The sequence below is a fragment of the Brevundimonas sp. genome (assembly GCF_036400995.1).
Taxonomy (GTDB): domain Bacteria; phylum Pseudomonadota; class Alphaproteobacteria; order Caulobacterales; family Caulobacteraceae; genus Brevundimonas.
The window spans coordinates 17,882-31,214 of the sequence record NZ_DASWWG010000001.1; the positions used below are offsets into that span (position 1 = coordinate 17,882).

Here is a 13,333-nt window from a genome sequence, read left to right on the forward strand (position 1 = left end):
CGAACCCGGTGGGCGGCTTCCCCCGCCGCCGGGATGATGACTAGATAACAGACCGCACCAGAAGAGAACCGGACCCGACCATGGCCGACATCCTCACCCCCGCCCTCGGCGAATCCGTCACCGAAGCCACCATCGGCAAGTGGACGAAGAAGGCCGGCGATCCGGTGAAGAAGGACGAGGTCCTGGTCGAGCTGGAGACCGACAAGGTCTCGCTGGAAGTCGTTTCGCCGGTCGACGGCGTTCTGGCCGAGATCAAGTTCGGCGAGGGCGACACCGTGACCCCGAACGCCGTGCTGGGTTCGGTGTCGGAAGGCGGCGCCGCCGCTGCCGCGCCCGCGGCCCCGGCCGCCGCGCCCGCCGCCTCGGGCGGCGATGCGGTCGCCATCAACGTCCCGACCATGGGCGAAAGCGTCGCCGAAGGCTCGATGGGGACCTGGCTGAAGAAGTCGGGCGACACCGTCGCCAAGGACGAACTGCTGGTCGAGATCGAGACCGACAAGGTCGCCGTGGAAGTCTCGGCCCCGGCTGCCGGCGTCCTGACCATCCTCGCCGACGCGGGCGCGACCGTGACCCCGAACCAGCAGATCGGCTCGATCTCGGCCTCGGGCGCCGCCGCTCCGGCTCCGGCCGCCGCCCCAGCCAACGCCGGTTCGGCCCAGATCGCGCCTTCGGGCGACGCGCCGCACCTGTCGCCGGCCGTCCAGCGCGTGGTCTCCGAGAACAACCTCGACCCGAAGGCCATCGCGGCCACCGGTCCGAAGGGCAACATCACCAAGGGTGATGCGCTGGCCGCCATCGGTTCGGCCGCTCCGGCTCCGGCCGCCGCTCCGGCTCCCGCCGCCGCCCAAAGCCAGGTCGTGGCCGCCCCGCGCGCCGACCAGCCGCGCGAGGAGCGGGTGAAGATGACGCGCCTGCGTCAGACCATCGCCCGTCGCCTGAAGGAATCGCAGAACACGGCCGCTCAGCTGACCACCTTCAACGAGGTGGACATGACCAACGTCATGGCCCTGCGCGCCCAGTACAAGGACGTGTTCGAGAAGCGCCACGGCGTGAAGCTGGGCTTCATGTCCTTCTTCACCAAGGCCGTCGTCCAGGCCCTGCACGAGATCCCGGCCGTCAACGCCGAGATCGACGGCACCGACATCATCTACAAGAACCACTACGACATCGGCGTCGCCGTCGGCACCGACAAGGGTCTGGTGGTTCCGGTCCTGCGCGACGCGGACACCCTGTCGCTGGCCGGTATCGAGAAGGGCATCGGCGCCCTCGGCAAGGCCGCCCGTGACGGCAGCCTGACCCTGGACCAGCTGCAGGGCGGCACCTTCACCATCACCAACGGCGGCACCTACGGCTCGCTGATGTCGACGCCGATCCTGAACGCGCCGCAGTCGGGCATCCTGGGCATGCACAACATCGTGCAGCGTCCGATGGCCATCAACGGCGAGGTGAAGATCCGCCCGATGATGTACATCGCCCTCAGCTACGACCACCGCATCGTCGACGGCAAGGAAGCCGTGACCTTCCTGGTCCGGGTCAAGGAACTGCTGGAAGACCCGGCGCGGGCCCTGCTGGACCTGTAAGGCCGGTCTGCCGGACAAACATCGAAACGGCGGTCGTCGAAGGGCGGCCGCCGTTTTCAATTCCGGCGGGCGTGCTAGCTTGGCCTTATGAGCCTGCTCGAGGTGGCGCGTTTTCACGATGTCTATGAGGCCGACCTCGCGGCGGCCTTTCTGGAATCGCACGGCATCACGGTGTCGGTGACCGAGCGCTACCAGACGACGGTCGATCCCCTGATGCAGCGGGCGCTGGGCATCCGGCTGATGGCCGCCGCGTCGGACATCGCCGAGGCGCGCAGCCTGTTGGCCCGGGTGCGGGCGGGCGAGTTCGCCACCGACGAGGGCGACGACATTCCGCCGCTGGCGACGGGCGGCCGGGTGGCCGGGACCCTGCTGGCGGTGGCGGCCTTCCCGACCGGAGGCTTCTGGGGCAACACCCTGCCGCGCCGGTTCCGGGCGCCGTCCTGGCAAGGCATTCTTGTCGCGGTGGTCCTGACCGGAGCGATCGTCGCCGCGGTGACGATCAGCACGGAGATGCTGCTGAACCCGCCCTAGTCGGCGCACAGCGCGTGCGGCGCCGTCAGAGCAGTGCGCTGTTCGCAGATCGGGGTGGCCGGAACGGCGACCGTCACTATCTGAAGGTCATGGACATGACCGAGATCGCCCGTTTCGCCGATGTGTACGAAGCCGAGATCGCCGCCGCGCGTCTTCGGGCAGAAGGCTTCGATCCCGTGCTGGGCGGGGCGGAACACGCCAAGACCAACACACTGGCGCTGCTGGCACTGGGCGGAGTGGGGCTCTCGGTGCCGGACAATCAGGCGGCCGCCGCCGGCGCCCTGCTCAACAGCCTGCGCGCCGGTGGCGAGCAGATCGAGGAGGAGCCGGAGGAAGCTCCGACCGGACGTTCAGGCCAGCCGCGTGGGCTGGGGCCGGTTCTCTTCGTCGTCGCCGTGGGGCTGGGCATTCTCCTGACCCTGACGGGTTGGGAGGCTGCGCCGATGCCCTACCAGGAATGGGTCTGCATCCTGTAACCCGGCGGCTAGCCCTTCAGCCCACCCAGGACCTCATCCGTATCCGCCCCCAGCGCGGGCGGCGCCCGGTCATAGGCGACGGGAGTCCTCGACATGCGGATCGGCGAGGCCACGGTGCGGACCGGGCCGTCCAGATCGGCGCGGGTCTGATGCACCTCCAGACAGCGATGCACCGCCTGCGGTTCCCCGAACACCTGATCGATGGTGTTGACCGGGCCGCAGGGCACGCCCGCCGCCTCCAGCAGGGCCATCAGGGCCTTCATGCTGTGTTTGCCGGTCAGGGTCGACAGGGTCAGGGTCAGCTCGTCCCGATGCGCCACCCGCTGGGCGTTGGTGGCGAAGCGGGCGTCGGTCCCGAGGCTCTCCACCCCCAGCGCCAGGCACAGGGCGCGGTACTGGCCGTCATTGCCGACGGCGATCACCACCATGCCGTCGCTGCACGGGAAGGGCTGGTAGGGAGCCAGGTTGGGGTGGGCGTTGCCCATCCGCGTCGGCGCCTTGCCCGAGACGAAGAAATTGGTCGCCTGGTTGGCCAGCATCGCCGCCTGGACGTCGAACAGGGCGATGTCGATGTGTTGACCCTCACCCGTCGCCCTTGCGTGCAGCAGGGCCGCCATGATGGCGTTGGAGGCGTACAGGCCGGTGAACAGGTCGACGACCGCCACCCCGACCTTCATCGGCTCGGCGCCCGGCGCGCCGTCCGGCTGGCCGGTGATGGACATCAGCCCGCCCATGGCCTGGATCATGTAGTCATAGCCGGCGCGGTGGGCGTCCGGCCCGTCCTGCCCGAAGCCGGTGATGGAGCAGTAGACCAGCTTCGGGTTGACCGCCGACAGGCCCGCATAGTCGAGCCCGTATTTGCGCAGGCCGCCGGTCTTGAAGTTCTCGACCACCACATCGCAGGTCTTCGCCAGTTCGCGCACGGCGGCGGCGCCCTCGGGGCTGGCGATATCCAGCTCGACCGACTTCTTGCCCCGGTTGGCGCACAGGAAGTAGGCGGCGTCGCCCTTCGATCCGTCGGCCTTCGCCGTGAAGGGCGGGCCCCACTGGCGGGTGTCGTCACCGACGCCGGGCCGCTCGATCTTGATCACCTCGGCGCCGAGGTCCGCCAGCGTCTGCGTCGCCCACGGGCCGGCCAGTACCCGGCTGAGATCGAGGACGCGGATGCCGGAGAGGGGGCCGCGGCGAGGGTCGAGGGTTGAGGGTCGAGGGGCGGCGGCGTCGGTCATGGGATCAGGTCGTACGACAGTCAGGCGCGGTGATCACCGTCTTTCGCCCCTCGACCCTCGTCCCTCGACCCTTAAAGTCCGACGTCCCAGACGCCGGCGTCCTTCATCCGGCATTCGCGGGCCTCGTCGGCGCGACGGCCCATGGTGCGGGCGGTCGCCTTGATCTCGTCGGAGACGGTGGTCTTGAACACGCCGGGCACCACGGCGTGACAGAAGGCGCAGCCGGCCAGGCGCAGCAGCTTCAGACCGAATCGCCCGGACGCCGCCATATGCTCCAGATAGCTTTCCTCGACCTCGCGCGGATGGTCGACAAACAGGCGTTTCAGCGTGCGGCTCATGGTCGTCCCTACCCCGAAGCGGGCGCTCCCTCTACCCGCGACCGCTATTCTGGCCTAAACCGCGCAGGAGAACAGGGGGGCTGATCGTCACGGATGCTCACGATCGCCTGAACCCCGCACCGACAGGAAACACCACCATGGCCGACGGCTCGCACGCTCCGCAGAAAACCTTCCGTTGGGAGGACCCGCTGGATCTGGACGGCCGGCTGACCGACGACGAGCGGATGATCCAGGAGGCGGCGCGCGCCTATGCCCGCGAGCAGCTGCTGCCGCGCGTGGTTGCCGCCTTCCGCGACGAGACCTTCGACCGCTCGATCATGACCGAGATGGGCGAGATGGGCTTCCTCGGCGCGACCCTGCCGGAACAGTACGGCGGCGCGGGCGCCAGCCATGTCGCCTACGGCCTGATCGCGCGGGAAATCGAGGCGGTCGATTCGGGCTACCGCTCGGCCATGTCGGTGCAGTCGTCGCTGGCCATGTACCCGATCTACGCCTTCGGCTCGGAAGAGCAGAAGATGCGCTTCCTGCCGCGCATGGCCGCCGGTGAACTGATCGGCTGCTTCGGCCTGACCGAGGCGGACGGCGGTTCGGACCCGGCCTCGATGAAGACCAGGGCGGTCAAGGTCGACGGCGGCTATCGCCTGAACGGCGCCAAATACTGGATCACCAACAGCCCGATCAGCGATCTGGCCGTGGTCTGGGCCAAGCTGGATGACGTGATCCGCGGCTTCATCGTCGAGCGCGGCATGGAGGGCTTCACCACCGACAAGATCGGCGACAAGCTGTCCTTGCGCGCCTCGATCACCGGCGACATCGGGCTGAACGACGTCTTCGTGCCGGAAGAGAACCTGCTGCCGAACGTGAAGGGCCTGCGCGGGCCGTTCTCCTGCCTGAACAAGGCGCGCTACGGCATCTCCTGGGGCGCCATGGGCGCGGCCGAGTTCTGCTTCCACGCCACCCGCGACTATGTCGCCGAGCGCATGCTGTTCGGCCGTCCCCTGTCCTCGCGCCAGCTGGTGCAGAAGAAGCTGGCCGACATGCAGACCGAGATCTTCCTCGGCTTCGAGGGCGCGCTGGCGCTCGGCCGTCGCCTGGACAACGGCGACTGGTGCCCGGAAGCCATCTCGATGATGAAGCGCAACAACTGCGGCAAGGCCCTGGCCATCGCCCGCGAGGCCCGCGACATGCACGGCGGCGCCGGCATCACCGGCGAGCTGCACGTCATGCGCCACGCCATGAACCTCGAGACCGTGAACACCTACGAGGGCGCCCACGACGTCCACGCCCTGATCCTCGGCCGGGCGATCACGGGCGAAAGCGCTTTCTAGGAAGGGGCGCTTCGCGCCGCGCTAACGCTCGGCTCGCGGAGCCTCGCTGCCTGAGCGCATCACTGTACGCGCGCCGCCGCGTCCAGAGCCTCGCACCCGGTGGTGCGCTGGTTCCAGGTCAGGCCGGTGATCTTCCAGACGCCGGCCTGACGGACCAGGCTGAAGTGGTCGACGCCGCAGTGGCTCAGGCGGCCGTCGATGCGGAAGACGTACGGGCCCCAGACCATGGCGACGTCGCCGTCGACGGCGACCGTGGGCGCGATCATCACCTCTTCCAGCCGCTCGGGGCCCGGCTGCAGCCCGCCGGCGAACTGCTGCCAGGTCAGGTGGGACACCCGGCTGGCGGCCCCGGCGCGCTCATGGACGACGGTCAGTTGGGCCGCCGGGTCGAAATGGGCGTCCAGACCGTCGGCGCTGCGGGCGGCGAGGGCGGCGAACACCGCATTCACCGGCGCCAGCACCGCCTGATGCTCCGGCGAGCCGGGATCGACCGCGCCGGACGGCGTCGTCTGCAGGGCGAGGGCGAGTACGGCGGCGGTGATCATGGGGCGTCTCCTGTCCGTCCGGAACGGTAGCATTCGCCCGCCGCTCCGCAACCGATGTTCGGTCAGGAAGAGTCAGCGGCGCCGCGTCGCGCGCGCGGGCAAGGTGGGATCAGGACGGTCGAGCATTGCCATTGCGCTTCAACCTCCTATCGTTCGGACGACGGGAGGCGGCTGATGGATGGTGAAACCCTGATCGCGGGCGAAGACCCCTTCGCGCAGCTGCGCGATGTCTTCGCGGGCCGCGCCGCCCTGCTGCTCGAGGACGATCCAGACCTGTCCGAACACGTCGCCGACCGACTGCTGCGCGCGGGGTTCGAGGTCGTGGATCGGGTGGATCGGGGCGAGGCCGCGCTCGAGGCGGCGTCAGGCAGGGCCTATGACGTGCTGATCCTCGACCGCATGACCGCCGGTCTGGATGGGCTGGAGACCCTGAAGCGCCTGCGCGCCTCCTCGGGGCCGTCCGCGGACGCGCCGGCCCTGATGCTGACTGCGCTGGGCGGCGAGCGGCAGAAGGTCGAGGGCCTGCTGGAAGGCGCCGACGACTATCTGGCCAAGCCGGTCGGGGACGAGGAGCTGCTGGCGCGCATCGCCGCCCAGCTGCGTCGCGCCGCCCGGCGGGCCAAGCCGGTCAGCGCCGATCTGGTCAACGGCCCCTTCCGCCTGTCCTTCGGGGCGCGCACGGTGAAGCTGGAGCTGGCCGGAACGTCGCGCACCATCGACCTGTCGCCGCTGGAGTTCGCCATCGTCTGCGAGCTGATGAGCGCGCGCGGCCAGCCGGTCACCAAGACCATGCTGTGGGACCGGTGCTGGGTGGAGTGGAACTTCCTGCCCGACAATTTCGTCAACATCATCGACGCCCGCATCAGCGCCCTGCGTCGCCGGCTGAAGGAGCAGGCGCCCGAACTGGGCGAGGACCTGCATCCGCTGATCGTGTCCGCGCGCAGCCAGAGCCTGGTGTTCCGCGACCTGTCCGATTGGGCGGCCTGAGTTCGCCGTGAAGGAGCTGTGGCGGCGCATCCGGGCCTGGTTGGGGCGACGCACCACCACCCAGCTGGCGGCGGGGATCGCCGTCCTGTCCGCCCTGGCCCTGACCGGGTCGCTGGCCATCACGGGCACGGCCGTCCGGCTGGATCAGCGGGAGAAGGCGGCGCTGGCGGCGCTGGACGACTACGGCGCCATGGCCTCGAAACTGGGCGTGGAGGGGATGACCGGCGACGCCCTGTCGCCGGCGGACGCGGTCTATCTGTCCAACTGGCTGACGGCCTTCCAGAACGGTCCGGCGCGCGAGAACGAGGCCCGGACGCTGGAGGAGACCTGCGAGACCGGTCGCGGCGGGGCGGGCGTGCGGTTCATCCGCGCCCCGGTCGGCAAGCCGGCCGGGCTGTCGGAGCTGGAGACGACGCGGGGCGAGCGTTCGCCGCGGCTGGGCGAGGACGTCTATGTGGTCCGGCTGGGCAGGGGCGTGCTTTGCCCGTCGCGCGGCGTCGAGGTCGTGGTGGTGCGCCGGTCGCTGGGCGCGCTGGACATCGCCGTCGGACGGGTCGTGGACGCCTCGGGAGACGCCTGGGGCTGGGCGGTGGCGGCGGTGATCGGGGCGGGGGTCCTGTTGCTGGCCATCGGTCTGGTCGCGGCCACCTTCGCCCGTCGTCGCCTGACCAGCGCCGTGGCCCGCGTCAGCGTCGCCCTGGACCGGGCAGCCGTCGGCGACTTTTCCGAGCGCGCGCCCGAGACCGAGGTCGCGCCGGAGCTGACCGAACTGTCGGGCCATGTGAACCGGACGCTGGATCGGCTGGAGGAGCTGCTCGCCTGGCTGAGGGATTCCGCCGACCAGTTGGCCCATGATTTCCGCACCCCGATCGCGCGGGCGACCGCGCGCCTGGAACAGCTGGGCGAAAGCGCCTCGACGCCGGCCATGAAGCGACTGGTCGCCGAGGCTCGCGCCGACCTGCAGGAACTGACCCGCGCCATGAACGAGGCGATGGCGCTGCGCGACGGCGAGGCGTGGTCGTTCGAGGCCGTGCGGCTGGACGTGCTGGCCCGCCAGTGCGCCGAACTCTACGAGCCGCTGGCCGAGGAGCGGGGCGTCGCGATCCGGGTCGTCGCCGAGCCGGTCGAGGTGCTGGGCGTCCGCACCCTGCTGCAGCGCGCGACGGCCAATCTGGTGGACAATGCGGTGAAGTATTCGCCCGACGGCGGTGTCGTGACCCTGACTGTGGGGGGCGACGAGGGGCGGCCGCGCCTGTCCGTGGCGGATCAGGGGCCGGGCTTCGGCGCCCACGCCGGCGACGCCGCGGCCGCCGTCGCCGCCTCGACGGCGGAGGGGCGCGAAAGCCACGGCATGGGCCTGGCCTTCGTGCGGGCGATCCTCAAACGACATGGCGCGGTCATGACGATTGATGACGCCCATCCGGGGGCTGTCGTCACGGCGCAATTCTCGCGCTAGGGTCCGGGACGAGACTGAAGGGGATACGAGCATGCGGCGCACCATTTTCCGGGCAGGCGGGGTTTCCGTGCTGGCCATGGCGCTCGCCGCGCCCCTGCTGATCGCCGTCCCCGCCTCGGCCCAGACGGCGCCGGTCCCGACCAATCCCTTCCCGTATGACGCCGACCGCGGCGTGTTCACCTTCGCCACCGATCTGGAGCGCGCCCTGCCGGCGGTGGTCCAGGTGACGACCCTCGGCGCCTCGTCGGGCCCCAGTTCGGGCGATGACGAGCCCCGCCCGGTGGCCAGCGGCTCCGGCGCGGTGATCGACGCGGCCCAGGGCATCGTCGTGACCAACAATCACGTCGTCGAGGGCGGGCGGAAATTCACCGTCGACCTGACCGACGGTCGTATCTTCGACGCCGTCCTGATCGGCGCGGACAAGGCGACCGACATCGCGGTGCTGCAGATCACCGCCCCGGGCCTGTCGCAGATCGAGGTGGCCAGCTCGGACAGCCTGCGCACCGGCGATCTGGCCTTCGCGGTCGGTTACCCGCTGGGGCTGGACCAGACCCTGACCATGGGCGTGATCTCGGGCCTCGGCCGCTCGGGCATGGGCGACCGGATCGAGGACTACATCCAGACCGACGCGGCGGTGAACTCGGGCAACTCGGGCGGTCCGCTGCTGGACAGCCGGGGCCGGCTGATCGGCATCAACACCTCCATCCTGTCGGGCGGCGGCGGTGGCAACGACGGCATCGCCTTCGCCGTGCCCAGCCGGATCATGATGTACGTCGTCCAGCAACTGCGCGCCCATGGCGAGGTGAAGCGCGGCGTGACGGGCGCCATCCTGGGCTCGCTGAACGCCGAGCGGTCGCGTGAGTTCGGCCTGGGCATCGTGCGCGGCGCGGTGGTCGAGGACGTGGCTCCGGGCTCGTCGGCCGAGGCCGCGGGCCTGCGTCGGGGCGACATCATCACCCGCATCGGCAACCGTCCGGTCTCCAACGCGGGCACCGTCCAGGCCACCATCGGCATCGCCGAGCCGGGGACCCAGGTCGAGGTCGTCTATCTGCGGGACAGCCATGAGCGTCGCGCCACCCTGACCGTCGAGGCCCGCGCCGAACGTCAGGTCGTGGTCGGCTCCGAACTGGTGATGACGCGCGGCGCCACGGTGCGGGCGAGCGCTGACGGGCTGCAGGTGGTGTCGGTCGAGGGCGGCTCGCCCGCGGCGGCGGCGGGCCTGCAGGCCGGGGATCTGATCCGTTCGGTCAACGGCCGCTCGGTGTCGACCCTGTCGGCGCTGGGGCAGGCCCTGGACGGCGCGGGCGCGCATCGCCTTTCGGTGGATCGCGGCGGCGAGACGGAGCGGGTCAACCTGCCCTGAGGCCGTCGCCGGGCTCCGGACAGCAAAACGCCCGCTCAGCCGGTTGGGGGGAGGTGGCGGAGCGGGCGTCTCGCTTTGGAGGAAGCATCGGCCCGCCGAAGCCCTTTATGGAACGATCCAGGGGGGCTGGGGGGGCTGTTCAGGATCCGGAACCGTTCCGAACTCCGACGAGCCGATGTCTCCGGTGTCGCCTCCCAAGGGGGCGGGCGATGGGCGGAACGGAGGCGTTTTCGTGTTCTGCGCAATTTCTTCGGATTGCGGCGTTCCGGACACGCTGTTCGGCGGAGGGGGCTGGCGCCCGGCGCGGGGCGGCCTAGATTGATCCCATGAGCGACGCCGCCGACGCGCAGCCCCAGGCCGGACCGGTCTTCTTCGACCGCCGCGAACTGGACCAGATCCTGAGGGTCTATGGCCGCATGGTCGCCCAGGGCGAATGGCGCGACTACGCCATGATCGGGCACAAGGACGTCGCCGAGTTCGCCGTCTTCCGACGGGCGGGCGACGCCCCGGCCTATCGCATCGAGAAGCGCCCGGCCCTGCGCCTGAAGCAGGGCGAATGGGCGGTGATCGGTGAGGGCGGCATGGTCCTAAAACGGGGCCGGGACCTGCCCCAGGTCCTGCGGGTCTTCGACAGTCGCAAGTTCACCGTCATCGAATAGAAAAAGGCCCCGGATCGCTCCGGGGCCTTCTGTCTTTTGGGCCTATCGCTCGCTGCTTGAGGCCCTTAGTTCCGGTTGCCGCCGAAGATGCGCAGCAGGAACAGGAACAGGTTCACGAAGTCGATGAACAGGCTCAGGGCGCCGTAGCTGGTGGCCACGCCGAGGGCGTTCTGGTCACCGCCCAAGGCGTAGTAGGTCATCTTCAGGCGCTGGGTGTCGTAGGCGATCAGACCCGAGAAGATCAGCACGCCCGCGTAGGTGATGATCCAGTACAGCATGCTGGAGCCGAGGAAGAGGTTCACGATCGATGCGAGGACCAGGCCGATCATGGCCATGATCAGGAAGCTGCCGATGCCCGACAGGTCCTTCTTGGTCGTGTAACCGAACAGGCTCAGGCCGCCGAACGCCGCCGCGGTGATGAAGAAGGTCGAGGCGACGCTCGTTTGAGTGTAGCGCAGGAAGATCCAGCCCAGCGACGCGCCCATCGAGGCGACGACCGCCCAGTACAGCAGGTTGGTGCCCGCCGCGGTGGGGTTCTTCATGAAGAACATCGAGCCGAAGATCAGGACCAGCGGCAGGAACTGGATGCCCATGCCCAGCAGGGTCATGCTGAAGCCGGTGGCCGTCTGGACGTAGAAGAGCTGCTGGACCGCCGGCACATTGCCGACCACCCAGGCCAGGGCGCCGGCGACGACCAGGCCGATCGCCAGCTTGTTGTAGACCCCGAGCATGAATTTGCGCAGGCCCGCATCCACCGACATGTCGGCGGTCTGCGGAATGGAATAGCCGTTTCTGAAATCGCTCATCGCGGTTTCGATCCTCCGTTAAACCGGGCAAGCACCCGGCCTTTGCAGCAAATATCGGTCGCGTCAGACCCTTCCGCAAGGAAAACCGGACTTGGGGGTTGGGTTCAGACCCGCTACCAACGGTCGCATGATCCGGCTCTTCACCGCCCTGTCCGTCCCTGACGATGTGGCCGAGACGCTGAAGCGTCGCCAGACCGGCCTGCCCGGAGCCAAATGGCGCGGCGAGGAGCATCTGCACATCACCCTGGCCTTCTATGGCGAGATCGACGAGCGCCGCGCTGACGATCTGGCCGCCGAGCTGGAGCGCGCGGCGACGGGCGGGGCCTTCGAAATCGAGCTTCAGGGCGTGGGCGCCTTCGGCGACGCCCACCGCAGCCACACGATCTGGGCCGGCGTCGCGCCGAGCGAGCGGCTGAACGTGCTGGCGGGGCGCTGCCGGTCGGCGGCGGAACGGGCGCGGATCGACATCGAGCGGCGGGAGTACCGCCCGCACCTGACCCTGGCCTATCTGAAGCCCCAGACCGATCCGGCCCGCGTCGGCGCCTGGATCACCGGCCATAACCTGCTGCATTCGCCGCCGATCCGCATTGATCGCTTCGGCCTGTATTCCAGCGTCCTGACCTCGGACGGCAGCCAGTATCAGCTTGAACGGGAGTATCTGCTGTGACCGGACCGGTGCTTCAGACCGAACGCCTGACCCTGCGCCCCATCGCGATGGAGGACTTTCCGCGCTGGGCCGAGATGATGGCGGATCCGGAGGCGTCGCGCTTCCTCGGCGGCGTCCAGCCTGCGGCGACGGCATGGCGGGGCTTCATGACCATGGCCGGCGCCTGGAGCCTGACCGGGGTGTCGATGTTCTCGGTGGTCGAGCGCGACACCGGCCTGTGGCTCGGCCGGATCGGTCCGTGGCGGCCGCACGGCTGGCCGGGCGATGAAGTCGGCTGGGGCCTGCACCCGGACGCGCAGGGCAAGGGCTACGGCGTGGAGGCGGCGACGGCGGCGCTGGACTACGCCTTCGACGTGCTGGGCTGGGAGGATGTGATCCACTGCATCGACCCGGACAACACGCCGTCGCAGCGGCTGGCCGAGCGGCTGGGCTCGCGCAATCTGGGCCCGACGCGCCTGCCGCCGCCCTTCCACGAGCTCACCGTGGACGCCTGGGGCCAGAGCCGGGCCGACTGGAAGGCCCGCCCGCGCCGTTGAACCTGCGGTAAGGCGCCGCTTTTACGGCTGGCCGGGTTCCGCTAGGCAGGACCTCACGCAATGACGAGGGTGGATATGCGCGTACTGGTTCTGGGCGGCGACGGCTTCTGCGGATGGCCGACGGCGCTGCATCTGTCGGCGCGCGGCTGGGATGTCTGCGTCGTCGACAACCTCAGCCGTCGCAACATCGACAACGAGCTGGAGGTCCAGTCCCTGACCCCGATCCGGACCATGGGCGAGCGCATCGCCGCGTGGAAAGAGGTCTCGGGCAAGACCATCGAGTTCGTGAACCTGACGGTCGGCAAGGAATTCGACCGCCTGGTCACCCTGATCCGCGACTGGGCGCCCGACAGCGTCGTCCACTTCGCCGAGCAGCGCGCCGCGCCCTATTCGATGAAGACGGCCCGGCACAAGCTGTACACGGTCGACAACAATCTGAACGCCACCAACCACCTGCTGGCGGCCATCGTCGAGAGCGGGCGGGACGTCCATCTGGCGCACCTGGGCACCATGGGGGTGTACGGCTACACGACCGCCGGCCTGCGCATCCCCGAGGGCTATTTGAAGGTCACGGTGGACACCGATTTCGGCCCCACCGAGCAGGAGATCCTGTTCCCGCCGAACCCGGGCTCGATCTACCACATGACCAAGACGCAGGATGCCCTGCTGTTCCAGTTCTACGCCAAGAACGACGGCGTCCGGATCACCGACCTGCACCAGGGCATCGTCTGGGGCGCCCAGACCGAGGAGACCCGCAAGGACGAGCGGCTGATCAACCGCTTCGACTATGACGGCGACTACGGCACGGTGCTGAACCGCTTCCTGATGCAGG

15 protein-coding genes are annotated in these 13,333 nt (G+C 69.4%); 11 read left to right on the top strand and 4 right to left on the bottom strand.

What is annotated here, in order from left to right; genetic code table 11:
* The first annotated feature begins 80 nt into the window (after positions 1–80).
* The 3 genes from odhB to VGE03_RS00085 all read left to right on the top strand — a co-directional run bounded on the left by odhB (position 81) and on the right by VGE03_RS00085 (position 2,587).
* Positions 81–1,580 carry a 2-oxoglutarate dehydrogenase complex dihydrolipoyllysine-residue succinyltransferase gene (odhB, locus tag VGE03_RS00075; RefSeq protein WP_331044422.1) on the top strand — a complete coding sequence of 500 codons (1,500 nt, stop codon included), beginning with the start codon at positions 81–83 and terminating at the stop codon, positions 1,578–1,580.
* Positions 1,581–1,667: 87 nt separating this feature from the next.
* Complete coding sequence (locus VGE03_RS00080; RefSeq protein ID WP_331044423.1) at positions 1,668–2,111, top strand: putative signal transducing protein; 444 nt, start codon at positions 1,668–1,670, stop codon at positions 2,109–2,111.
* Positions 2,112–2,206: 95 nt separating this feature from the next.
* Positions 2,207–2,587: a hypothetical protein gene (locus VGE03_RS00085; protein ID WP_331044424.1), complete on the top strand. Its 381-nt coding sequence runs from the start codon at positions 2,207–2,209 to the stop codon at positions 2,585–2,587.
* 8 nt (positions 2,588–2,595) lie between these two features.
* Here VGE03_RS00085 and VGE03_RS00090 read toward each other — a convergent pair whose 3' ends face one another.
* Positions 2,596–3,816: a CaiB/BaiF CoA-transferase family protein gene (locus VGE03_RS00090; protein ID WP_331044425.1), complete on the bottom strand. Its 1,221-nt coding sequence runs from the start codon at positions 3,814–3,816 to the stop codon at positions 2,596–2,598.
* 71 nt (positions 3,817–3,887) lie between these two features.
* Positions 3,888–4,154 (bottom strand): DUF6356 family protein, encoded by a 267-nt coding sequence (locus VGE03_RS00095; RefSeq protein ID WP_331044426.1) that lies wholly within the window; start codon positions 4,152–4,154, stop codon positions 3,888–3,890.
* Between the two features lie 137 nt (positions 4,155–4,291).
* On the opposite strand from VGE03_RS00095, the gene VGE03_RS00100 reads away from it, so the two are divergent.
* Positions 4,292–5,482 (top strand): acyl-CoA dehydrogenase, encoded by a 1,191-nt coding sequence (locus VGE03_RS00100; RefSeq protein WP_331044427.1) that lies wholly within the window; start codon positions 4,292–4,294, stop codon positions 5,480–5,482.
* 59 nt (positions 5,483–5,541) lie between these two features.
* Here VGE03_RS00100 and VGE03_RS00105 read toward each other — a convergent pair whose 3' ends face one another.
* Positions 5,542–6,027 (bottom strand): hypothetical protein, encoded by a 486-nt coding sequence (locus tag VGE03_RS00105; protein ID WP_331044428.1) that lies wholly within the window; start codon positions 6,025–6,027, stop codon positions 5,542–5,544.
* A gap of 174 nt (positions 6,028–6,201) precedes the next feature.
* On the opposite strand from VGE03_RS00105, the gene VGE03_RS00110 reads away from it, so the two are divergent.
* The 4 genes from VGE03_RS00110 to VGE03_RS00125 all read left to right on the top strand — a co-directional run bounded on the left by VGE03_RS00110 (position 6,202) and on the right by VGE03_RS00125 (position 10,492).
* On the top strand, positions 6,202–7,014 hold the full coding sequence (locus VGE03_RS00110; protein ID WP_331044429.1) for a response regulator transcription factor: 813 nt from the start codon (positions 6,202–6,204) through the stop codon (positions 7,012–7,014).
* 7 nt (positions 7,015–7,021) lie between these two features.
* The gene (locus VGE03_RS00115; RefSeq protein ID WP_331044430.1) at positions 7,022–8,470 is read left to right on the top strand and encodes a sensor histidine kinase; all 1,449 of its coding nucleotides are present in this window, start codon (positions 7,022–7,024) and stop codon (positions 8,468–8,470) included.
* A gap of 31 nt (positions 8,471–8,501) precedes the next feature.
* Positions 8,502–9,833 (top strand): trypsin-like peptidase domain-containing protein, encoded by a 1,332-nt coding sequence (locus tag VGE03_RS00120; RefSeq protein ID WP_331044431.1) that lies wholly within the window; start codon positions 8,502–8,504, stop codon positions 9,831–9,833.
* A 326-nt stretch (positions 9,834–10,159) separates the two neighbouring features.
* Positions 10,160–10,492, top strand: coding sequence for a DUF2794 domain-containing protein (locus VGE03_RS00125; protein ID WP_331044432.1), 333 nt, complete (start codon positions 10,160–10,162; stop codon positions 10,490–10,492).
* A 65-nt stretch (positions 10,493–10,557) separates the two neighbouring features.
* On the opposite strand, the gene VGE03_RS00130 is transcribed toward VGE03_RS00125, so the two are convergent.
* On the bottom strand, positions 10,558–11,298 hold the full coding sequence (locus tag VGE03_RS00130) for a Bax inhibitor-1/YccA family protein (protein ID WP_331044433.1): 741 nt from the start codon (positions 11,296–11,298) through the stop codon (positions 10,558–10,560).
* Positions 11,299–11,425: 127 nt separating this feature from the next.
* Between VGE03_RS00130 and thpR the strand changes: the two genes are divergently transcribed.
* The 3 genes from thpR to VGE03_RS00145 all read left to right on the top strand — a co-directional run.
* The gene (gene thpR, locus VGE03_RS00135; RefSeq protein WP_331044434.1) at positions 11,426–11,965 is read left to right on the top strand and encodes an RNA 2',3'-cyclic phosphodiesterase; all 540 of its coding nucleotides are present in this window, start codon (positions 11,426–11,428) and stop codon (positions 11,963–11,965) included.
* A complete protein-coding gene (locus VGE03_RS00140) occupies positions 11,962–12,501 on the top strand; it encodes a GNAT family N-acetyltransferase (protein ID WP_331044435.1) in 540 nt (179 codons plus the stop codon). The genes thpR and VGE03_RS00140 overlap by 4 nt, the downstream gene beginning before the upstream one ends.
* 75 nt (positions 12,502–12,576) lie before the next feature.
* The coding region (locus VGE03_RS00145; RefSeq protein WP_331044436.1) for an NAD-dependent epimerase/dehydratase family protein at positions 12,577–13,333 on the top strand (757 nt) is incomplete at its 3' end.